We start from the raw sequence: 20,671 nt of genomic DNA, 5'->3' as shown, positions 1-20,671 counted from the left end.
CTTTTACAAAATTAACAACTACATTCCAAAAGGAAGAACCCCCATAGTTTTTAATTTTATTTCTTCTTTAACCTTTGAAACAGCATCATTTAAAGCAGATTTAACCATTTGCTCAAAAGCATCATTGTCTAAATCATCAAAAAATTCCTTATTAATTGAAACTTTTTTAACATTAAATTCGCCATCCATCTCAATAGTAACAATATCGCTACCCGCTTTACCACAAACAGTAATTTTAGACATTTCCTTTTTAATATTATCAATATTATTCTTAACACTAGACATATTTTTCAAAAAATCTAACGGATTTACTGCCATATTTTTATCCCTCCAAAACTTCACTTGCTCCAAAAATATTTTTTACAGTTTCTAATTTTTCAAAATCCTTTTCAAGGTTTTTAAAATTTTTCTGAAACACAATACTTAAATTGGGAAATTCTTTATAAAATTCAGATCTTATCTCACTTTTATAATTTTGAAGTTCATTATATTCAAATTCACTAAAAACCTTGTAATAAAGAACATTGTCATCAATAACAACTTCTCCTGAATGAACTAAAGTTTGAATATATCTTGAAACAATATAAATAAATTTATCTCTTATATCAATAAAATCATTTGTTTTGCTTGAATCATCATCCTCAATGAAAATCTCATCAATCTCATCAATGCTATCAGTCTTTAAAAGATTTTTATCAATTTTTGTTGACAAATTTTCATCACAACTAGATTCCTCTTTTTCTAAAGATTTTATTTCAGAAAATCCATATTCTAAGCTAGGCTTTTCTGAAATAAAAGTTACACCGTCTTTACTATTCTTATTTACTAAAACATCAAAATTGTTTGAATTTAAAGCTATATTTTCTAACAAATTGTCCTCAAGATTTTGAATTTGTTTTATTAAAATATGATTTGGAATATAGTTTTTAAGTCTTAAAATTTTAATAAAATTAATTTCAAGCTCATACCTTGGATTAACTGAAAATTGCAAATCCCTGTAGGTTTCAAGCAAAACAACAATAATTCTCTCAAGATAATTTAAATCAAACTCAATTAATTTCTTTCTCAAATCCTCAGACTTAATTCCAATAAACTCAAAATTTTTAATACCTATCTTTAAAAATAATGCCTCTCTAAAAAATTCGATTGAATCTAGCAAAAATTGCTCATAAGACACCCCAGCCAAAAAAATAGAATCAAGAACACAAATTAACTCTTTTACATCCTCACTAAGAATGCTAATTGACAATTTCTCCAAAAATTCATCATTAGTTAAGCCCATCTTAGATCTTATTTGATCTAATTTAATGTCAGAATTAGTAAAAGAAACGACCTGATCAAAAAGAGTATAAGCATCTCTTACACTACCACTACTTTTATATGCAATCCATTTTAAAGCCTCATCTTCATATTTAATATGATCCTCAAAACAAACCTTCTTAAGCATATTATAAATCTTTTCTAACGATAAAAGTTTAAAACTAAAATGCTGACATCTGCTTTTTATTGTCTCTGGAAGCTTATGTGACTCTGTAGTAGCAAAAATAAAAACAATATAATTTGGGGGCTCTTCAATTGTTTTTAAAAGAGCATTAAAAGCAGAATTGGAAAGCATATGAACTTCATCAATAATATATATTCTATATTTGGAAATTGCAGGAGGAAACATTATCTCTTCTTTAATTTGTCTAATATCTTGAACCGAAGTATTTGAAGCACCATCAATTTCAACAACATCAAGACTGCTATCATTCTCAATAGATTTACAATTATTACACTCTCCACAAGGCATAACTGTCGGACCATTCTTACAATTTAAACATCTAGCAAAAGCCCTAGCTGATGAAGTTTTACCAACACCTCTTGGCCCTGAAAAGATATAAGCATTTGCTATTTTGTTTTTTTCTATAGAATGCTTTAAAGTCTCAACAACAAAATCTTGCCCTTCAAGAGAGTTGAAATCTCTGGGGCGTTTCTTAAGAGCAGTGCCTCTTGAAGACGCCATTAACTTTTTACCTCCCAATATTTTAATAAGCAAAATGCTATAAACATATACTATATAACATATTTATACTTCAGAACTATTACTTTAAAAGAATTACCAAAGAATTTTATAAAGCATAAAAAACATCTAAAAAAGAAAAGCTTCCTAAGAAAATATAACAAGATTGAAAGTTTCAAAAAGATAAATCCATATCTTAACATAAAGCAAAGCATCACATTTTGGCTCAAAATAAAACCTAAGACTTACGTACTCACCAAAAAAATCGCTTACCGCTGCTACCTTCCAGTCCTGACGGGATTCAGCAACATTTAGTAGTACGGGTCCTAGGAACCGGAGAGAATGGGATTCGAACCCATGATACATTTTACTGTATACACGCTTTCCAAGCGTGCGCCTTAAGCCACTCGGCCATCTCTCCAAACTAACAAATTTTTCGTGTCCAAGAGGACTTGAACCTCCGACCTTAAGAATCGCAATCTAACGCTCTATCCAACTGAGCTATGGACACAAACAATTAATTTTTATTGTAATAAAAATTACTATTTATTACAATAAAAACATTCAATAGAAAATGGAGAAGTTGTGAAAACTAAAATAATAATTTTTCTTTTAATATTATCTATTTTATCATGCTCTAGATCAATCTCTAAGAAAGTTAATTCTGAATTCACAATTAAAACTAAAAATATTAAAGAAAAAGAAATACTAAAAAACAATAATATTCTCAATATAGATGCAAAAATTCCTTTTATGGAAAATACAAACTTTGAATTTGAAAATTTTATAAAAAAATGGAAAAAAGATATCGAAAATAAAATATCAAAAACCGAAAATTCAAAAAATGAATATTTTTATTTTTCCAGCTTTACAGTATTTAAAAATGAAAATATTGGCATTACATCTATCCTATATAAAGAATCCTTCAAAGAAAAAGAATCAAACTCTTTTTTAAAATATTACTCCTTAAACTTAAAAGGAAACAAAAAAATAGAAATTTCAGAAATAATATCAAAAGATCAGCTAGACTCTCTAATAAACGTATTAAAAGAACAGTTAAAACATAAGATTAAAGATTTTAACGTAGAAGATAAACTCAACCCAAATGAATTGGAAAAAAAATTCACAGCAATCTTTCCAAGATATAAATATTACTTTAAAAATAACCAAATTATAATTTTTTACAATCCATTCTTAATTGATTGTAATGACTGCGACAAAATCGAATTTCAATTCCCTATACATGAAAACACAGAAAATGAACACCAACACAAGAAACATTTACACTCTTAATTTTAATGCTTAAAATTAAACACAACAATTACGGAGAGGGTGAGATTCGAACTCACGGTAGGCTTACACCTACAACGGTTTTCAAGACCGTAGCATTAAACCACTCTGCCACCTCTCCAGAGATAAAACAAATTTTAATAAATAAAGTACGCACTGTCAAGATTTAAATAATTACGGAGAGAATGGGATTCGAACCCATGGTCCCCTTTTAAAAGGACAACTTCTTAGCAGGAAGCCCCATTCGGCCACTCTGGCATCTCTCCTACAACATTAATACATATTATCTTAGAGATATTATTATTGTCAACTAAATAAACTGCAAATATTAATAATTCATTCTAAACTCTTTATAAGCTTCTATTAAATTTTGAAAATCCCCAATAGAAATGTCAACTTCAGAATAAATACATTCTTCATTTAAGACCTCTTGAACCATTTTTTCCTCATTATTGCTAAATTTTAATTCAATGCACTCGTCTTTAATTCTCCAAATATATGTATTTACCCTTATATTGTGATCAAAAATAAAAATAGGGTCTCTCAAATTTAAAGAATTGTCAATAAAAAATAAATACTCCAAATACCGATTTACTCTTAAAGATAGTGCAAATTCTTCAAGCAGATTTTCAATTAACATATCCTCGCTAGACTCAAGTAATTTTAAAAATTTTAAATAAGGCTCTGGATTAAGCTCACAAAGTTTTTTCATGTAAAAATAGGCATCCTCAAGATCACGATTTCTAAGAAAGAATAAGGTTGCATACAAATATATCAAATCTAAATTAGAATAATCATTAACCATTCTCTCAATAGACTTTTTAGGAGAAAATTTTAAAAGCTCAATTGTTGCAATATGCATATTATAAATTGTATAAATATTTGAAAAATTCAAAATGGCTTTAACATAAGATGCTGTAGCTTGAGTCATGTTGCCTATTTTATGGAAAATAGTTGCTCTATTGTGCCAAATATACTTAGAATAATAAGAATCTGTTAAAAATTTTTCAGAAAGCCTAATAGCCCTGCTTATTTCTCCAATAGAATAAAAATAATACATTAAATAATTAACAACAAGAGCAAGATTGGCATCAAAAAAAATTTCTTCTACTTTCAAAAAGCTTACTATTTCAAGAGATTTGATATTTTTTAAAATCCAAATATTAAGCTTAACAAGAGAATTGTTTTGTTCCAAATCTCTAGCCTCAAAAAATAATTTCAAAGCCTCATCTTTGTTGCCCAACATTTCAAATAAGACAGCACTATTGTTTAAAGCTTGTATAAAATCAGGTTTTTGCTCTTTAGCTTTCAAAAAACAACTTAACGCAAGTTCATATTCTTTTAAATTAAAATAAAAAACACCCAAATTATAATTTTCAAAAGGACTTAGATCATCTTTATTTTTTTCAACTTTACCATAATCTATAAGCTTAACTAAAAAATTATATTCACTCAAAATAACAGGATAAGTATTTAACACATATGAAAGAGCCTTATAATCCTTTTTTTTAAAATAAATAAGCGCTTTAAGCGAAAGAGAATCAAAATTCTCATCAAAAATATCCAAATTGTCAAGAGAACTTTTAAAGTCACCATTTTTATAAAAATTTAAAGCTTTTTCAAAACTAAAATTATTCATATTTTTTAAAAATCTCCATAGGTCTTACAGAAATTTCCTTTGAAAAAGAAGTTTTATTAACACTCTTATCTAAATTGTAAGCAGCAATACTAATATAATAAAGCCTTCCATCTTCTAGTCCTGTAATCTTAAAAGAAGTTTGATTTCCAACATCAATAGGAGAAGTTAAAACACCGCCGGTTTTTCCATGATAATTACCAGAGGCAACACCAATATAAATATAATACCCTTCAACACTACTATTAATAACAGGAATCCACTCAATAAAAACTTCTCTAGAGCCCGGAATAACTTTTGTTATCACAGGGGGAAATGGAGCTGCTTCAGGAACATAAGTAATCGACATACTATAAAGAGAAGGACTGCTAACAGAATCCCCACTAGGATAAAATTCAACTTTTATTTGAATATATTTTGATATCTTTGAATCTGGAAAATCTTTTTTGGGATCAAAATGAATCCACGCTCCAGTTAAATTTTTCTTAATATTTCCATAGCTATCTGTATCATAAAATACTTTATTATCTAATCTGTAATAATAAACAATCTCTGTATCCTTAGGAACATTAGAATCAACATCAAAGGATAATACTTGAGAATAATATTTAGAAAGCTTAATAGGCTCTGTAATAATATATCCCATATTCTTTGAAAAAAAAGCATTACTAACCTCTTCAAAACTTTTATGTATTTCCAAATTCTCAACCGCACCAGTAAAATAAGTTCCCAAGGTAAAATCAATAAAATTGCCAATACTTAATAAATATCCTGATCCTTCCTTCTTGTCATTTGTTATATATTCTATTGCCTGAGGTTTAGAATCTATTAAATACTCAAGTATGCCATCCCTTTGCCTATATCTTAAAGTATGTAAATGCCATTTCTTTGGAATAAAATCATCATTGCTTTTCATTCTAATTTTAATAGGATTTTTATTGTCTTTTAAAAAGACATTGTTTAAAACCCAAACAAAATTACCCTCATCACTTTCTAATCTAATAGACTGATCTACCCATAAATTATTAATATTTTTATAGCCATCCCAACTAAAAATAATTTCTCCTGTAACAGAAGTTGTTCGATATACCCAAAACTTAATAGTAAAATCAGAAACAGTATTACCTGAAGAAAAGAAAGCTTTCTTTGTCAATGGCTTAAACTTAACAGGATTTTGATTTGAATAAAAAATTAAAGAACCGTTAGAGACATTACGAAATTCATTTGAAACTCTCAAACTTTCTGAACTAACTAAATAGTTTGAAGATGTGTCTTTTAATTTGTTATCCCTTCCAATTTCTAAGCGTAAATCAATATTATTTAAATCCAAAACAGTTTTATATCTATCCAAATAAATACCAAGCAAACCCCTCATATCCCTTTCAAAAGTAATATTGCTAGAATCTTGAATAAATTTAAAATTTTTTTTTGAATCAAGTATTAACTTCAATTCTTGAGATAAAAGAATAGAAAAGCACAAAAAAAATAGCAAGAGCATTAAAATTAATCTCATTTTTGACCTTTTATTTGTTATTATTCATATTTTTAAATACCTCAGAACATAAAACAAACTGTCTTTATGATACAATATTATATCACAAGATGATTTCTAAAATCTAAAAACCGTCTGACATTATGAAAGAGAACCTCGCAAGTTTATTCGAAAAAGTAACACAATTACCAACTACAAGCGGTTGCTATAAAATGTTAAATGAAAACAAAAAAATACTCTATATTGGAAAAGCAAAAAATCTAAGATCAAGAATTAAAAGTTATTTTTTAGAAAAAAATAGTCACAAAATTAAAATACTAATGAAAAATGTAAAATCAATAGAAGTTATTACAACAAACAGCGAATACGAAGCATTGCTTTTAGAATGCAATCTAATCAAAACTCATAAGCCTGATTACAATGTAAAATTAAAAGACGGAAAAGGTTATCCCATGGTAAGAATAACCCATGAAAAATATCCAAGAATTTTCAAAACTAGAAAAATAATTAATGACCAAAGCGAATATTTTGGACCATTTACTAATGTAAAAAAATTAGACCAAGTTCTAGATTTTATTAACAAAACATTTAAAATTAGAAAATGTAAAAAAAAATCCAATGTTCCTTGTTTATATTACCACATGGGACAGTGCCTTGGGGTATGCTACAAAGAAAACCTTGAAAAAGAATATCAAAAAGAATTAGATAAAGCAAAATCCATACTAAGCGGAAATACATCCGAAATATTAAGCCAAATTGACATTAAATTAAAACTTGCCATACAAAAAGAAGATTTTGAAACCGCTATTAAATTGAGAGAAACTAAAAGTTCCTTAATAGAAATTAATCAAGTCCAAATCGTTACAAAAACCAATAATTTAAACATAGACTATGTACATGTTCATCCAGGAGAAAATATAAATACAATAATAGTGTTAAAATACAGAAATGGAAAATTAGTTGAAAGAGACGCAAACTTTGATGAGAGTATATGTAAACAAAATGAATTGATTTTACAATTTTTAACTCAATATTACACATCTATTAATATGGTAGTACCAGACAAAATTCATATTTTTCTCAAAGATATCGACACTAAAAATGTTGAAAAACTAATAAATGAAATTAAAAATACAAAAACAGAAATTATTTACAAAGAAACAGAAGAAATTTTAAAAATAATGGAAATGGCTATATCTAATGCTGAATTATCCTTAAGAGAATATGAAAATAAAAGCAACAAAGCACTTGAGAGTTTGAAAATTTTTCTAGAAATGGACAAACTTCCCAAAATAATTGAAGGATTTGACATTGCTCATCTTAAAGGTCAAGAAACAGTAGCTTCTATGGTTACTTTTAAAATGGGAATTCCTTTTAAAGAAAACTACAAGCTTTACAAGCTAAACTCGCTATTAAAAGGAGAAATTGACGACTTTAAGGCAATAAAGGAAGTAATCTCAAGAAGATATTCAGAAATAATCAATAAAAACTTAGAACTACCAAATTTAATTTTAATTGACGGAGGAAAAGGACAATTAAATGCTGCTTTTTCTATCTTAAAAGGACTAAAAATAGAAAATAAAGTTAAAGTCTGCTCATTGGCAAAAAAACACGAAACAATATTCTTAATAACCAACAAAAAAGGAATAAATCTACCTCAAGGACATCCTGCTCTTAGAATACTACAAAATGTAAGAGATGAAGCACACAGAAAAGCTAACGGATTTAACAAAAAAAGAAGGGAAAACATAACTCTATTGTACACAAAAATACATGGAATTGGAGAAAAAACAGCACAAAAAATATTAAAATCAATTGGAACCTATAAAGATATACTACCTTTAAGTGAAAATGAAATTTCAGAAAAAATAAAAGTAAATATTCAACTTGCAAAAAGAATAAAAGAATTTGCAATAAAAATTCATAATCACGGTAAATAAATTTTAAATTCAATTTAAATTTTACATAACCTATATAAATTAACGATAAAATTACAAAATTTTAAAATAGATTATTATTTATTAATATTTTTTAAAATTAAAACACTATTTGAAATTCCAGGCGATAAAACTAAAAAAAGATCATTAATAAGCTTGTTTCTAACTTGTATATTTAAAACATCTCCCAAAAGCTCTATTTTATAGCCTTCAGAAGAACTCTTGACTACCCTAAAAAAATGAACAATCTCGGTGTAATCAAAATTATTTAACTCTTCAACAACTTCATTTATTAAATTATCAAATATTTTTTTACGCTCTTTTTTTTCTAAATTTTTAATCTTTGAAGATTTTCCTTCAATTTTATTTAATTTAACCAAAAATTTTTCGATCCCGTTTTGAAAGTTAACATTTTTAATAATAACTTCAAATTCAAAGCCATTAGAAATATTTTTTTTACTTATTATTTCATATCTTAGATTATTAAAAAACAAAGGATAAAAAATAAAATCATCTTTTGCCTGAAATTTTAACCCATAAATTTTTGCTCTCAGATCATCATCGTTTGGAATATTCAAATAACCAAAAAATATTTCGGGACTGTTTTGAAAATTTTTAATAGAATCAAGAAACTTTATTAAAACAATTTCTGCCAATCTAGATTCAGATTTACAAGATAAAAAACAAAACAATATAATCCAACTTAATTTTTGCTTCATACATTAAAAATTAAATTTTGGCTCTGTAGAACAATGCATTAAAAAATTATTATTAAGCTTTAAGATTGAAAATATTAAAAAATATGACAAATTTTGATGAATATTTTTAGAATAAATCCTCAAGTATAAATCAAACCTATATAAAATTTTCAAAATAATTTTTATTTCTGCAATAGAATAATTTTTAACCCCTACTCTATAAATTTTATTTAATGAAAAAAAAATTTTATTTTTATTCAATGCACTCTGCAAACTTCCACATGTCTTATAATCTATTTGCACCTTTAATAATCTTTTAAATTGCCAAATAAGACTCATTAAGATACTAAGCAAATCTTCTCCCTGGTCCAAAATAGACTTAATCTTTATCAAAGAATGAGCCATATCCTTTTTTAAAATTGAATTAAATAAAGAAAAAGTATTTTCAAATCTAACAAAACTAATCCAAGAAGTTATATCTTCCTCATCAATGGTGTTGTTCTTAGCAAAAAGCGCAAAAGAATCTATATAAAATTTCAAAATTTTAGTATCTGAATTTAGCATTAAAAGCATTAGATTTATTGCAGAATCTGTAATTTTAATATTAAGACTAAAAAAATTTCTTTTTACAAATGTAAATTTATCATCATCAGAAATCTCATAAAAAACTTTTTTTATAAACTTAAGCTTATTCTTAAAATCAATATTACATGTATTACTGCTAGAAACAAAAATAATAGTTTTATTGTTAGACTTTAAAATTGCATTATATACTAGTTCTAAATCTTTTCCTGCTTTTAAAAGTTCAGCCTCATAGACAATAAAAATTTCCTTTTTTGAAAAAAAAGAATTGGAAAACAACTTCTCAGCAAATTCTACAACCGAGAGTTCTGACAAAAAAATTTTAGTAACTGAAACTTCTGATTTAAAAGCATCCATCTTGATTAATAGTTCTTTTAAATAAGCTTCTTTTAAACCTTGCTCACTACCCAACAATAAATAAACCACTTGCATCAAAGTAAATTATAATCCAAGTGCCAAATATATTATACTTAAGCTAGGAGGAGAATATGAAAGTTGCAATATTTACAGATACGTATATCCCAGAAAAAAATGGAGTGGCAACCTCAATAAAGCAAATTAAAGAAGGATTTGAAAAAAATGGCTATGAAGTTTACATATTTTGTCCAAAATCTAAGAAATCTTTAAACGAAAAAAATGTTTACAGATGTTCATCCATTCAAATAAATAAAAAACTTGATGCTGTAATAGCTTTTCCCAATAAAAGAAAAATATCTAAAATAATACAAAGCTATAAACCAGACATCATTCATACTCACTCCGAGTTTTCTATGGGAAAAATTGGAAAACAAATTGCATTAAAACAAAACATACCAATAGTTCACACAAGCCATACAATGTGGGATCATTATTTGCATTACTTAGGAATTTTTAAACATTTTGTTAAACCAGACAAAATGATACGAAAACATTATAATAAAATAAAATATTTTATTTATCCATCAAGCAAAGCAAAAGAGAGATATTTCCACCTTTCAAATAATGCTAACTATAAAATAATTCCAAATGGGGTTGATAGAAAGCTTTTCATAAAAACTCTAAGCAAAGAAAAAAAAGATGAAATTTTGAAAAAGCATAATATAAAGCAAACAGACAAAATAATCATATTTGTTGGGAGAATAAATAAAGAAAAAAACATAAATTCATTAGTAATGCATTTAAAAGACCTTTTAATACAAAATAAAAATTATAAGCTTATTATTATTGGCAAAGGAAGCGAAGAAAAGGAAATAAAAAATTTTAGCATCAAACATGGACTTGAAAAACAAATATTGCTAATAGGAACAATTCCTTGGGAAGAAATATGCTACTACTACAAAATTTCTGATATTTTTGCCAGTCTGTCAAAAAGCGAGGTATATCCAATGACAGTAATAGAAGCACTAACTGCTGGAATACCTGCTATTTTAATAAATGATTATATATATAAAGACGTAATAAAAGAAGGAATAAACGGCTTTTTAATAAAAAAGTGTGAAAATTTATCTCAGTACATAGACAAAGTAATAAAAGATGATGAAACACTAAAAACATTTAAACAAAATGCAAAAAAATACTCTACTAAATTTTCAAGTCATTTTTTTACAAAAAAAATTGAAAATTATTACTCAGAAATTATTGCAAGAAAAAATCATTAATATAGCTTTTCAAAAGGTATAAAATACATTGGAAACTTAATTTTCATATCCAATAAAACATTTTTAATAGCTTCACCAATAAAATATTGAAAATCCCAAAAAATCTCTGTATTAACAAAAAATCGAACTTGCACAACTATATAACAAGGAGTATATTTTTTGACAATAAGAGTAGGAGAACAAATCTCAACATTAAATTTTTTATTATTAAAAATCACTAAATCCTCTATTTTATCTTTTAATAAACCAATATTTGTATCATGGGGAACTTGAAAAGAAAAAACAACTCTTCTTCTAGGATTTGCCGAAAAATTAACAACGGAATTGGATGTAAGCTTACTGTTTGGAATTTTAATAATTTCTTCGTCAAATGTTTTAAGTGTGGTAAAAAAAATTTGGATATTCTCAACCAAACCCTCAACATCTTCACATTTAATGTGATCTCCACACTTAAAAAATTTAGAATTTAAAACAATAATTCCGCTAACAAAATTAGATAAAATACCCTGAGCAGCAAGCCCAATAGCAATACCTAATGATCCAAATACAGCAATAATAGATGTTATAGGTACTCCAAGATATGGCAATATTATTAAAACAATAACAAAATCTGTTAATATTTTGAAAAAAGATTTTAAAAAGTTAAAAACTGTAGCTTCTAGTTTCTCCTCCAATCTAGACTTTTCCAAAGTCTTAAATAAGATTTTACCCATTTTCTTAACTATTAACTTTAAAAAATACCACAGCGCTATAGCAATCGAAACTTTTAGACCATAACCTAATACACCCTCAATAATATGATTAAAATAATCTTGAAATATAAAAAACTCCTTAAACAAACTAAACTTTCCTTCTAAGCTTCACATAAATTAATTGAATTATAGCACAAAAAACAAGCAAACCTTTCCAACAAAAACTCTAGTAAAAACAAACAACATGTCAATGTTTTAAAGCCACAATAAAGCACGTTTTCATCACGCTTTTCAACAATAAAATGCACATTACAAAAAATATTTGTGGTAGAATGTTTACCAAAGGTTTTTACTAAATTTGATAAAACAAATGAATAAAAAGAAACAAAAAAGTTTATATGAAATCTTAGACTTGTTTTTACTTGTCTTTAAAACAACAACACTTACAATTGGCGGAGGATTAATAATTATATCTGAGCTTAAAAAAATATTTGTTAAAAAAAGAAAAATAATATCTGAGAGCGACTTTAATAAAATACTAGCAACATCAAATGTTATTCCTGGAGTTACAGCGATTAATTTTGTATTCCTAATAGGAAGAAAATTTGGGGGTTTCCCATGTGCACTTTTACTCGTTATTGCCGGTATTTTACCTTCCATGATTGCAATAATACTGGTTTTCCTTTACCTAAAATTAGTACCAAACAACATACATGTTGAAAAATTTCTTGAAGGTGCAAAAATCTCTTCAATTATTATAATGCTAACGGTTGTTTTAAAATTTTCAAAAAAAATGTTGAATAATTCTTTAATAAAATGGACAATATGTTTTCTTGTAATTTTTGCAATTTTTAAATTAAAAATAAGAATATCATATATACTGCTAATTTTCTTTTTAATATACACATTAAAATATATAACAATAAAAAAAATATTAACTAAGTAGAAAAAGGATATCGGTTGATTTTAATAAATTTATTCATTACATTTTTAAAAATCGGATTATTAAATTTCGGAGGCGGCAATGGAATTGCAGCTATAATAAACAATGAAATAATTAATAATAAACAGTGGATAACAAAAGAAGAATTTGTAAATATGATTACAATATCAAGAATAACCCCAGGACCTATTGCCACAAACATAGCAACATACGTTGGAATGAAAACTGCAGGAATATTAGGAGCAATAATTGCCACTGTAGCATTAATAACAGCTCCAATAATAATAATGATAATAATCCTCCTAATTCTCCACAAAATCAATTTTTTAAATTATTGCCTAGAAAATCTAACACCTATTATTGTTGCACTATGGATAATTACAATAATCATTTTGCTTGAAAACACATATTTAAAGATAGAAAACGACAAAACAGAGTTTTTAAAAACCTTAACTATTATAGGAATTAATTTTTTTATTTTATTTTTTTATAATAAAATAAGCCCAGCATTAATAATTATACTTAGCGGATTTTTTTATACATTAATATAAATATGATTAAACAAAAACTAAAATTATCTCAAAATTTAAACTCAATTCAAATACAAACAATGAAAATATTGAGCCTTAATAAAAAAGAATTGACACAGCTTATATTAGAAGAAAGTGAAAATAACGAATGCCTAGAAATAGACTCAAATAAAATATTTTTTGAAACATTGAAAACATATATATTTAAAAAAAAATTTTATAAAGAAGATGGTTTTATAAAAAATCAACACGACATAGCTCTTGAAAAAACACAAACAAATATTTCTTTAAAAGAGCACCTTTTGCTACAATTAAGAATTCAAAGAATAAATGAAGATGAACTTAAAATAGGTGAGATATTAATAAACAATCTAAACAACAAAGGTTTTCATATAATAAACCCTTACGATCTTTTTAAAAAGGAAGAAAAAGAAAAAGTAAAAAAAATAATTGAACTTATTCAGAAATTTGATCCAATTGGAATTTGTGTTCCCAATATAATAGAATCTTTAATTTTGCAAGCAAAGCATCATAAATTAGAAAGTAATATTATTAAAATTCTTGAAAAAGCAGAACTTCTTGAAAAAACTCAAGAAAAGTTAAAAGAAGAACTTAAAATAAGAAGTAAAGAATTTAACAAGGCTTTAGAAATTATCAGACAAAAACTTAACCCCAACCCAACACTAGAATTTAAAGATCCAGACGACACTAATTTCTATGTTGACCCAGATATATTAATAATAAACCACAATAACAAATTTGAAATTAAAATTAAAGAAGTTAATATCTTTAAAAAAGAGCTTAAAAGGACAGCTGCAAATCTCAAAAAACAAAAAAAAGCAAAATGGTTAATCGAATCATTAAGATATAGAGACGAAATACTTGCAAAAATAGGAATAGCTATATATACACTGCAAAAAGAATTTCTAAAAAGGGGTTTTAAAAGCTTAAGGCCAATGAACTTAAGTATTTTGTCAGAAAAAATCAATGTATCAAAATCAACAATATCAAGAGCAATAAAAAATAAATATTTAAAATGTGAATGGGGTACAGTATTAATCAAAGATCTCTTTAGCTCTGTTGGTGGAGCAAGAACAAATGAATTTTCAAAATTAAGCATTAAAATAACAGTAAAAAAGCTGTTAGAAGTAAATGAAAAGATGTCAGATAAAGCAATTTCTGCTATACTGGAATCCAAAGGAATCTCTATTTCTAGAAGAACAGTAAACAAGTATAGAAATGAATTAAAATCTGAAAAAGGAAGAATATATTATGGAACCTAAAATTCAAGCAGTTAATTTTAACTTAAATGAGAATGAAAAAGTCTTTATTCTCAAAAAACTAGAAAAATTTGATACTCATATCAAAAAACATGTAGAAAATTTAAAAATTACAATCAAAAAAGAACGTGAACTTTTTGAATTCGACGCACATGCTCATTTTAATTGGGGAAAAATAATACACATAAGAGAAGATGGTAAAATACTTCTCAACCTTATTGAGAGCTCAATAGAAAAACTTTACAAAACAGCAATTAAAGAAAAAGAGAAAAAAAACAATAAACAAGATAAATAAAAAATGCAAGAAGTAGAAATTGAAATAATAAATAAAGATGGAATACATTCAAGATCAGCAAACATGCTTGCTAAATTTGCAAATAAACACTCTTCGTGCAATATAAAAATAACAACAAAAGATGGCAGAAAAGCTGACACAAAATCCAAAATCGAAATTATCATATTGGGAATAATATACAAAGAAAAAGTAAAAATAACAGTCGCAGGGAAAAAAGAAAAAATGGCAATTAAAAATTTGTTAAGCTTACTAAAATATAATTTTTCAAAAGAGCTTGAAAAATGAATAAAAAAATTTTTTACATAACAGTATTGCTGTACTTACCTAATCTTCTATTTTCATACTCAACAAATTATGACATTGAGGTAAATATGTCATCTTTTGTCATGAGTCTGGCAATCATTGTAATCTCATCTATTTCGTTAGGTAATCTAGTAACTAAAATAGGGATTCCAAAAGTAATAGGACAAATAACAGCAGGAATAATTCTAAGCCCGAATGCCTTTGGAAAAATTAAAATACCTTTATTATTCCCATTAGGGATAACTCCAATTGGAGAAAATTATTTAATAAATGAAAAAATATTTGCAATCTCTACCATAGCTTCAATAATACTACTTTTCACAGCAGGACTTGAAACTGACTTAAAATTGTTTATCAAATTTTTGCCACGCGGAGGAATTATTGGAATAACAGAAGTTGTTGGCACCTTTACAAGTTTTGTACTAATGGCCAGCATAATTTTTAATGTTCCTCTAATAAGTCCAACCTCACTTTTTATTGGAATAATTGGAACTCCAACATCAGCAGGAATTGCAGCAAGCATACTCTCGGCAAAGAAAAAAATGAGTACTTCAGAAGGAGTGACAATAATCTCAACTTCAATTATTGATGATGTACTTTCAATGCTCATGCTTACAAGTGTAATAACTATATCAAGATCTATATCAGATCTTGATATAGCAAGCTCAATCAAAACCATAATTCAAAATATACTAATTTGGCTATGCTTAACTTTCTCTTTAATATATATATCAGAAACACTTTCAAGACTGCTGAAAAAATTAAACAGTGTCACCTTAGCAACTGTAATAACACTCTCTCTAACCTTTACTATTGCAAGTATTTTTCAAAATCTAGGAATGTCTTTTGTAGTTGGTGCTTACGTATTTGGGCTTGCCATGTCAAAAACAGACATTGTATATGTAATTCAAGATAAACTAACAATCTTTGAAAGATTTTTTATCCCAATCTTTTTCACATCAATTGGACTTATGTCAGACATTAATGAAATACTCTCAAAAGAAGTTCTTATTCTAGGATCAGCAATTAGCGCAATAGCAATAATTACTAAAAGTACATTTTGCTTTATTCCAGCACTCTTTTTGGGATTTAACAAACTTGGAGCCTTAAAAATTGCAACCGGAATGGTCCCAAGAGGAGAAGTTTCACTTATTATGGCAAATGTAGCATTATCTTCAGGATTTATTAGCCAAAAAATATTTGGAATTATAATAATAATGGTATTTTTGCCAACAATCATTGCAACACCCATAATAAACTTTTTATTCAAAATAAACAAAAGCGGGCTTAAAAAAGAGCTTACAATAGATCAAAATACACATATCTGTGTATCATTTGAATATGACAACTTAGCCAAAATTCTTATATGGGACTTGAAAAATGAATTAAGAAAAGAAGGTTTTTTCACACAACAAATTAAAAATGATTCTTCACAATATATTAATGCAAGAAAAAACAATATATCTTTCTCAATAAAGCGCGAAGGTAGCAAAATTACATTTGAATGCCCAAACAATCATTTAATTATAATACAAGATCTTTTTAGAGAAACAATCTTAAACCTAGAAAAAATAACCAAAGAAGTTGAAACGGTCTCTTTAAGAGCAAAAAAACTAGATTACTCAATAAATTATGATAAAATCCTTAGCAATATCAAACTAAATAAAAGGTTAAAAAAGGAAAACATTATTCTAGAATTAAAAGCAAGCAATAAAGCTGATGTGCTAAGAGAACTTTTAAGCGTAATAAACATTGAAATTGATAAAGAAAGAATATTTCAAGATTTAATGGAAAGAGAAAAATTAATTACTACTGCACTAAAAGAAGGCTTTGCTATTCCCCATTTAAAAACAAATTTAATCTCAAAAATACATATTGCAATAGGAATAAGCCATGAGGGGATCGACTTTAATGCTCTTGACAAGAATTTAAGCCATGTTTTTATATTAATATTGTGCCCAGCAAAAGATTATGTTAGCTACCCCAGAATTTTAGCATCTGTAGTGGGAAAAGTTGATCTGTACAAAAAAGAAATTTTAAATGCAAAAACAGACAAAGAAATTTATAATATAATAGTGAGTTGAATTATGTTTAAAGTTATCAAATGCAATGAATTGAATGAAAAATTGATAAACAAAAAAGTTGAAATAAATGCTTGGGTAAAAAAAATTAGACACCACGGAAAATTTACCTTTCTAAACATAAGAGACAGATATGAAAAAGCTCAAGTTCTGATAACCAAAGAACACCTTTTAAAAATCGCAGAAAAAATAAAACTTGAATATTGCATTAAAATTCAAGGAATATTGATCAAAAGACCTTCCAACATGATAAACACAAATATGAAAACGGGACATTTTGAAATATTGGCAAAAAACATTGAAATTATCTCAAAGTGTAATGAATTGCCGTTTATGATAGAAGATGACAATAATGCAAGTGAAAACTCAAAACTTGAATATAGATACTTGGATTTAAGAAGAGATTCATTAAAAAATAAGATTATTTTAAGATGTCATGCTACTCATCTTATTAGGAATTTTTTAGTAAAAAGAAAATTTTTAGAACTAGAAACTCCCACTTTTGTAAAATCAACACCAGAAGGCGCAAGAGACTTTGTAATACCATCAAGGATCCATAAAGGATCTTTTTATGCCTTACCCCAATCTCCACAACTTTACAAACAGCTTATAATGATAGCGGGATTTGATAAATACTTTCAAATAGCCCGTTGCTATAGAGACGAAGATTCAAGAGGAGATAGACAACCAGAGTTCACACAACTCGATCTTGAAATGAGCTTTGTCAAAAAAGAAAATATTTTTAAATTAATAGAAAATATGCTTTTTTCAATATTTAAAAATTGCCTTAACATTAACTTACCTAAAAAATTCAAAAAAATAACATACAAAAAGGCAATGAACAAATATGGAAGCGATAAGCCAGATACTAGATTTGAACTTGAATTACAAGATATAAGTCGTAATCTTAAAAATTCAGAATTCAATGAATTCAAAGATACTCTAAAAAACAAAGGATCAATTAAAATTTTAATAGTAAAAGATAAGGCTGATAAATTTTCAAGAGCAAAAATAAACAATTTAGAAGAAATTGCAAAGCTTTACAAAACACGGGGACTTTATTTTACAAAAATTGAAAACAATAAATTTTCTGGAGGAATTGCAAAATTTTTAAAAACAGAAGAACAGCAATTAATAAAAACCTATTCTTTAGAAAATAATGACATAATTTTCTTTACAGCTAATAACAAATGGGAAACTGCTTGCAAAGCAATGGGGCAAATTAGAATAAAAATTGCAAACGATCTTGGATTAATAGATGAAAATAAATTTGAATTTCTATGGGTCTATGACTTTCCACTATTTGAATATGACGAAAATACAAAAACCTATACACCAGCTCACCACATGTTCTCGCTCCCCAAAAAGCGATATATTACCAATTTAGAAAAAAATCCAAACAAAGCCATAGGAGAAATTTACGATCTTGTTTTAAATGGCATAGAACTTGGTTCAGGCTCAATTAGAATACATAATAAAAAACTTCAACAAAGAATTTTTAACATAATAGGATTTCAAAAAGAAAAATCGGAAGATAGATTTGGATTTTTTCTAAAAGCATTAGAATATGGAGCTCCTAATCATGGTGGAATTGCAATTGGTATTGATAGACTAATAATGCTAATGACAAAATCAATTTCAATAAAAGATGTAATACTATTCCCCAAGAATTCTTTTGCAGCAAGCCCTCTTGATAACTCTCCCTCTAAAATCTCAAATGAACAACTCAAAGAACTGGGAATCAATATTGCTGCTGATGACGCTTAAATTAATAATATGGCTTATACAATACACAATTAAAATTATAAAAATAAGCTATCTATATTCCTTAGAATTTTCCAATAGCCCGCTATTCTTTCAAGAAATTAAATCTCAAAACTCAAGTTTAATTTTTCACAAAACAATAAACACTATAAAAAGCACATAAAATAAAGCCAAAATAATATGCTTTTTAAATTTAAAAACAATCTTAATGGATTCCCTTTTAAATTAGAACAGCTCCATAAACACAATATTTAACAATAATTTTAAAAATCAATTAATATTTGGCTCAAGTTCTTTAAAAAAAATCAAAAATAACAAAAAAGATGACTAAAATATTCAATAATTTTTAATTCAATATATAAAATTAACAAAATAATAAAAAAGCCGCTCAAAAAGCAGCTTGCAAATAAAAATTAGTGAATTTCTATTTAATTCCTATTAATATTATTAAGATTTTTGCATGCAATCTTCACACGGTCTTTCATGGAAATTTCGGCTTCTCTTAACCAAACTCTTGGATCATAAAATTTCTTATTTGGAATATCAGCGTCCTTACCATCTCCTAATTGACTTTGCAAACGATTTTCATTTTTTTTGTAATAATTCAAAACACCCTCCCAGGCAGCCCACTGTGTATCCGTATCAATATTCATCTTTACAACCCCATAAGAAAGTGCCTCATTAATCTCATCAATTGTAGATCCAGACCCCCCATGAAAAACATAAGAAACTGGTTTAGCAATATTTGTTCCTGTTTTTGCTATGACATAATCTTGACCATCCCTTAACACTCTTGGAGTAAGCTTAACATTACCCGGTTTATATACTCCATGAACATTTCCAAAAGCTGCTGCAATCTGAAAATTTGGACTAATCTTTAAAAGTTCTGAATACCCATAATAAATATCCTCAGGGGTAGAAAATAATTCATGCAAAGCTCTATCCGAATTGTCAACTCCATCCTCTTCACCACCTGTAATCCCAAGCTCTATTTCTAAAAACATTTCAATTTTTGCCATTCTTTCTAAGAATTTTTTAGAAATTTCAATATTTTCTTTAATAGGTTCTTCTGACAAATCTAACATGTGTGAAGAAAATAGTGGCTTTTTGTGCTGACTATAGTATTTCTCACCATACTCCAAAAGTCCTTCAACCCAAGGAAGCAAATTTTTAGCACAATGATCTGTATGAAGAACAACAGGAACACCATAATGCTCTGCCATCAAATGCACATGCATAGCACCAGAAATAGCTCCAGCTATTGAAACTCCTTGGGGTTTTTCCATCTTCAACCCTTTTCCACAAATAAAAGCAGAACCACTATTAGAAAATTGTATCATAATGGGAGAATTGATTTCTTTTGCTGCCTCCAAAACTGCATTAATAGAATTTGTTCCTATACAATTAATAGAAGGGATAGCAAATCCTTCCTTTTTACATATTTCATATAAAGAATGTAGTTCTTTTCCATAAACTACACCTGGTTTAATTTTGTCTAAAACACCCATT

18 protein-coding genes, 4 tRNA genes and 1 other RNA gene are annotated in these 20,671 nt (G+C 26.9%); 10 read left to right on the top strand and 13 right to left on the bottom strand.

The window, feature by feature from the left end; translation table 11 throughout:
- Nucleotides 1–18: 18 nt before the first annotated feature.
- The 5 genes from efbC to BVAVS116_RS02295 all read right to left on the bottom strand — a co-directional run bounded on the left by efbC (nt 19) and on the right by BVAVS116_RS02295 (nt 2,513).
- Nucleotides 19–318 carry a nucleoid-associated protein EbfC gene (gene efbC / locus BVAVS116_RS02315; protein ID WP_006068457.1) on the bottom strand — a complete coding sequence of 100 codons (300 nt, stop codon included), beginning with the start codon at nt 316–318 and terminating at the stop codon, nt 19–21.
- A 4-nt stretch (nt 319–322) separates the two neighbouring features.
- The gene (gene dnaX, locus BVAVS116_RS02310) at nt 323–2,005 is read right to left on the bottom strand and encodes a DNA polymerase III subunit gamma/tau (RefSeq protein WP_006068753.1); all 1,683 of its coding nucleotides are present in this window, start codon (nt 2,003–2,005) and stop codon (nt 323–325) included.
- A 231-nt stretch (nt 2,006–2,236) separates the two neighbouring features.
- Nucleotides 2,237–2,333: signal recognition particle sRNA small type (ffs, locus tag BVAVS116_RS06140), an RNA gene on the bottom strand.
- A gap of 3 nt (nt 2,334–2,336) precedes the next feature.
- Nucleotides 2,337–2,423: transfer RNA gene (locus tag BVAVS116_RS02300), tRNA-Ser, on the bottom strand.
- 16 nt (nt 2,424–2,439) lie between these two features.
- Nucleotides 2,440–2,513, bottom strand: a tRNA-Arg gene (locus BVAVS116_RS02295).
- A gap of 74 nt (nt 2,514–2,587) precedes the next feature.
- Here BVAVS116_RS02295 and BVAVS116_RS02290 point away from each other — a divergent pair.
- On the top strand, nt 2,588–3,295 hold the full coding sequence (locus BVAVS116_RS02290) for a hypothetical protein (RefSeq protein WP_006068433.1): 708 nt from the start codon (nt 2,588–2,590) through the stop codon (nt 3,293–3,295).
- Between the two features lie 31 nt (nt 3,296–3,326).
- Here the strand turns inward: BVAVS116_RS02290 and BVAVS116_RS02285 are convergent.
- The 4 genes from BVAVS116_RS02285 to BVAVS116_RS02270 form a co-directional block, all read right to left on the bottom strand.
- A tRNA-Ser gene (locus BVAVS116_RS02285) sits at nt 3,327–3,413 on the bottom strand.
- 56 nt (nt 3,414–3,469) lie between these two features.
- Nucleotides 3,470–3,558 (bottom strand) — tRNA-Ser (locus BVAVS116_RS02280).
- A 62-nt stretch (nt 3,559–3,620) separates the two neighbouring features.
- Nucleotides 3,621–4,931 carry a tetratricopeptide repeat protein gene (locus BVAVS116_RS02275; protein WP_006068420.1) on the bottom strand — a complete coding sequence of 437 codons (1,311 nt, stop codon included), beginning with the start codon at nt 4,929–4,931 and terminating at the stop codon, nt 3,621–3,623.
- Nucleotides 4,924–6,441, bottom strand: coding sequence for a fibronectin type III domain-containing protein (locus BVAVS116_RS02270; RefSeq protein WP_040351339.1), 1,518 nt, complete (start codon nt 6,439–6,441; stop codon nt 4,924–4,926). Before BVAVS116_RS02270 ends, BVAVS116_RS02275 begins: the two co-directional genes overlap by 8 nt.
- Before the next feature lie 122 nt (nt 6,442–6,563).
- Between BVAVS116_RS02270 and uvrC the strand changes: the two genes are divergently transcribed.
- Nucleotides 6,564–8,360 (top strand): excinuclease ABC subunit UvrC, encoded by a 1,797-nt coding sequence (gene uvrC / locus BVAVS116_RS02265; protein ID WP_006068683.1) that lies wholly within the window; start codon nt 6,564–6,566, stop codon nt 8,358–8,360.
- Between the two features lie 74 nt (nt 8,361–8,434).
- Here the strand turns inward: uvrC and BVAVS116_RS02260 are convergent, their stop codons facing one another.
- Both BVAVS116_RS02260 and holA read right to left on the bottom strand, forming a co-directional pair.
- Nucleotides 8,435–9,076 carry a hypothetical protein gene (locus BVAVS116_RS02260; RefSeq protein ID WP_040351338.1) on the bottom strand — a complete coding sequence of 214 codons (642 nt, stop codon included), beginning with the start codon at nt 9,074–9,076 and terminating at the stop codon, nt 8,435–8,437.
- Between the two features lie 3 nt (nt 9,077–9,079).
- Complete coding sequence (gene holA / locus BVAVS116_RS02255; RefSeq protein WP_040351337.1) at nt 9,080–10,069, bottom strand: DNA polymerase III subunit delta; 990 nt, start codon at nt 10,067–10,069, stop codon at nt 9,080–9,082.
- Between the two features lie 56 nt (nt 10,070–10,125).
- On the opposite strand from holA, the gene BVAVS116_RS02250 reads away from it, so the two are divergent.
- On the top strand, nt 10,126–11,274 hold the full coding sequence (locus tag BVAVS116_RS02250) for a glycosyltransferase family 4 protein (RefSeq protein ID WP_006068271.1): 1,149 nt from the start codon (nt 10,126–10,128) through the stop codon (nt 11,272–11,274).
- Here BVAVS116_RS02250 and BVAVS116_RS02245 read toward each other — a convergent pair.
- Nucleotides 11,271–12,113, bottom strand: a complete 843-nt coding sequence (locus tag BVAVS116_RS02245) for a mechanosensitive ion channel family protein (protein WP_006068301.1) — start codon at nt 12,111–12,113, stop codon at nt 11,271–11,273. The two genes, BVAVS116_RS02250 and BVAVS116_RS02245, sit on opposite strands and share 4 nt — an antisense overlap.
- 211 nt (nt 12,114–12,324) lie before the next feature.
- Between BVAVS116_RS02245 and BVAVS116_RS02240 the strand changes: the two genes are divergently transcribed.
- The 7 genes from BVAVS116_RS02240 to aspS are packed head-to-tail and all read left to right on the top strand — an operon-like array spanning nt 12,325 to nt 19,165.
- Entirely contained in the window at nt 12,325–12,912 is a 588-nt protein-coding gene (locus tag BVAVS116_RS02240) for a chromate transporter (RefSeq protein ID WP_006068605.1), read from the top strand.
- A gap of 14 nt (nt 12,913–12,926) precedes the next feature.
- On the top strand, nt 12,927–13,460 hold the full coding sequence (locus BVAVS116_RS02235) for a chromate transporter (RefSeq protein WP_006068649.1): 534 nt from the start codon (nt 12,927–12,929) through the stop codon (nt 13,458–13,460).
- Nucleotides 13,461–13,462: 2 nt separating this feature from the next.
- Nucleotides 13,463–14,722 (top strand): RNA polymerase factor sigma-54, encoded by a 1,260-nt coding sequence (gene rpoN, locus BVAVS116_RS02230; RefSeq protein WP_006068538.1) that lies wholly within the window; start codon nt 13,463–13,465, stop codon nt 14,720–14,722.
- On the top strand, nt 14,712–15,014 hold the full coding sequence (locus tag BVAVS116_RS02225; protein ID WP_006068784.1) for an HPF/RaiA family ribosome-associated protein: 303 nt from the start codon (nt 14,712–14,714) through the stop codon (nt 15,012–15,014). Before rpoN ends, BVAVS116_RS02225 begins: the two co-directional genes overlap by 11 nt.
- A 3-nt stretch (nt 15,015–15,017) precedes the next feature.
- Nucleotides 15,018–15,299, top strand: coding sequence for an HPr family phosphocarrier protein (locus BVAVS116_RS02220; RefSeq protein WP_006068928.1), 282 nt, complete (start codon nt 15,018–15,020; stop codon nt 15,297–15,299).
- A complete protein-coding gene (locus BVAVS116_RS02215; protein WP_040351336.1) occupies nt 15,296–17,401 on the top strand; it encodes a cation:proton antiporter domain-containing protein in 2,106 nt (701 codons plus the stop codon). The genes BVAVS116_RS02220 and BVAVS116_RS02215 overlap by 4 nt, the downstream gene beginning before the upstream one ends.
- Nucleotides 17,402–17,404: 3 nt before the next feature.
- On the top strand, nt 17,405–19,165 hold the full coding sequence (gene aspS / locus BVAVS116_RS02210; protein WP_006068369.1) for an aspartate--tRNA ligase: 1,761 nt from the start codon (nt 17,405–17,407) through the stop codon (nt 19,163–19,165).
- A gap of 425 nt (nt 19,166–19,590) precedes the next feature.
- Here the strand turns inward: aspS and fbaA are convergent, their stop codons facing one another.
- A complete protein-coding gene (gene fbaA, locus BVAVS116_RS02205; RefSeq protein WP_006068729.1) occupies nt 19,591–20,670 on the bottom strand; it encodes a class II fructose-bisphosphate aldolase in 1,080 nt (359 codons plus the stop codon).
- Between the last annotated feature and the right edge of the window lies 1 nt (nt 20,671).

It is taken from the genome of Borreliella valaisiana VS116 (assembly GCF_000170955.2).
In the GTDB taxonomy this organism is placed as follows: domain Bacteria; phylum Spirochaetota; class Spirochaetia; order Borreliales; family Borreliaceae; genus Borreliella; species Borreliella valaisiana.
This window is presented reverse-complemented; position numbering and strand designations above follow the sequence as displayed.

Bases quoted from the DNA above. Each gene is read 5' to 3' on its own strand.
- BVAVS116_RS02220 (WP_006068928.1), top strand. From the start codon at position 15,018: ATGCAAGAAGTAGAAATTGAAATAATAAATAAAGATGGAATACATTCA.
- BVAVS116_RS02270 (WP_040351339.1), bottom strand. From the start codon at position 6,441: ATGAGATTAATTTTAATGCTCTTGCTATTTTTTTTGTGCTTTTCTATT.
- efbC (WP_006068457.1), bottom strand. From the start codon at position 318: ATGGCAGTAAATCCGTTAGATTTTTTGAAAAATATGTCTAGTGTTAAG.
- holA (WP_040351337.1), bottom strand. From the start codon at position 10,069: ATGCAAGTGGTTTATTTATTGTTGGGTAGTGAGCAAGGTTTAAAAGAA.
- uvrC (WP_006068683.1), top strand. From the start codon at position 6,564: ATGAAAGAGAACCTCGCAAGTTTATTCGAAAAAGTAACACAATTACCA.
- rpoN (WP_006068538.1), top strand. From the start codon at position 13,463: ATGATTAAACAAAAACTAAAATTATCTCAAAATTTAAACTCAATTCAA.
- BVAVS116_RS02215 (WP_040351336.1), top strand. From the start codon at position 15,296: ATGAATAAAAAAATTTTTTACATAACAGTATTGCTGTACTTACCTAAT.
- BVAVS116_RS02225 (WP_006068784.1), top strand. From the start codon at position 14,712: ATGGAACCTAAAATTCAAGCAGTTAATTTTAACTTAAATGAGAATGAA.
- aspS (WP_006068369.1), top strand. From the start codon at position 17,405: ATGTTTAAAGTTATCAAATGCAATGAATTGAATGAAAAATTGATAAAC.
- BVAVS116_RS02260 (WP_040351338.1), bottom strand. From the start codon at position 9,076: ATGAAGCAAAAATTAAGTTGGATTATATTGTTTTGTTTTTTATCTTGT.
- BVAVS116_RS02250 (WP_006068271.1), top strand. From the start codon at position 10,126: ATGAAAGTTGCAATATTTACAGATACGTATATCCCAGAAAAAAATGGA.
- dnaX (WP_006068753.1), bottom strand. From the start codon at position 2,005: ATGGCGTCTTCAAGAGGCACTGCTCTTAAGAAACGCCCCAGAGATTTC.
- BVAVS116_RS02275 (WP_006068420.1), bottom strand. From the start codon at position 4,931: ATGAATAATTTTAGTTTTGAAAAAGCTTTAAATTTTTATAAAAATGGT.
- fbaA (WP_006068729.1), bottom strand. From the start codon at position 20,670: ATGGGTGTTTTAGACAAAATTAAACCAGGTGTAGTTTATGGAAAAGAA.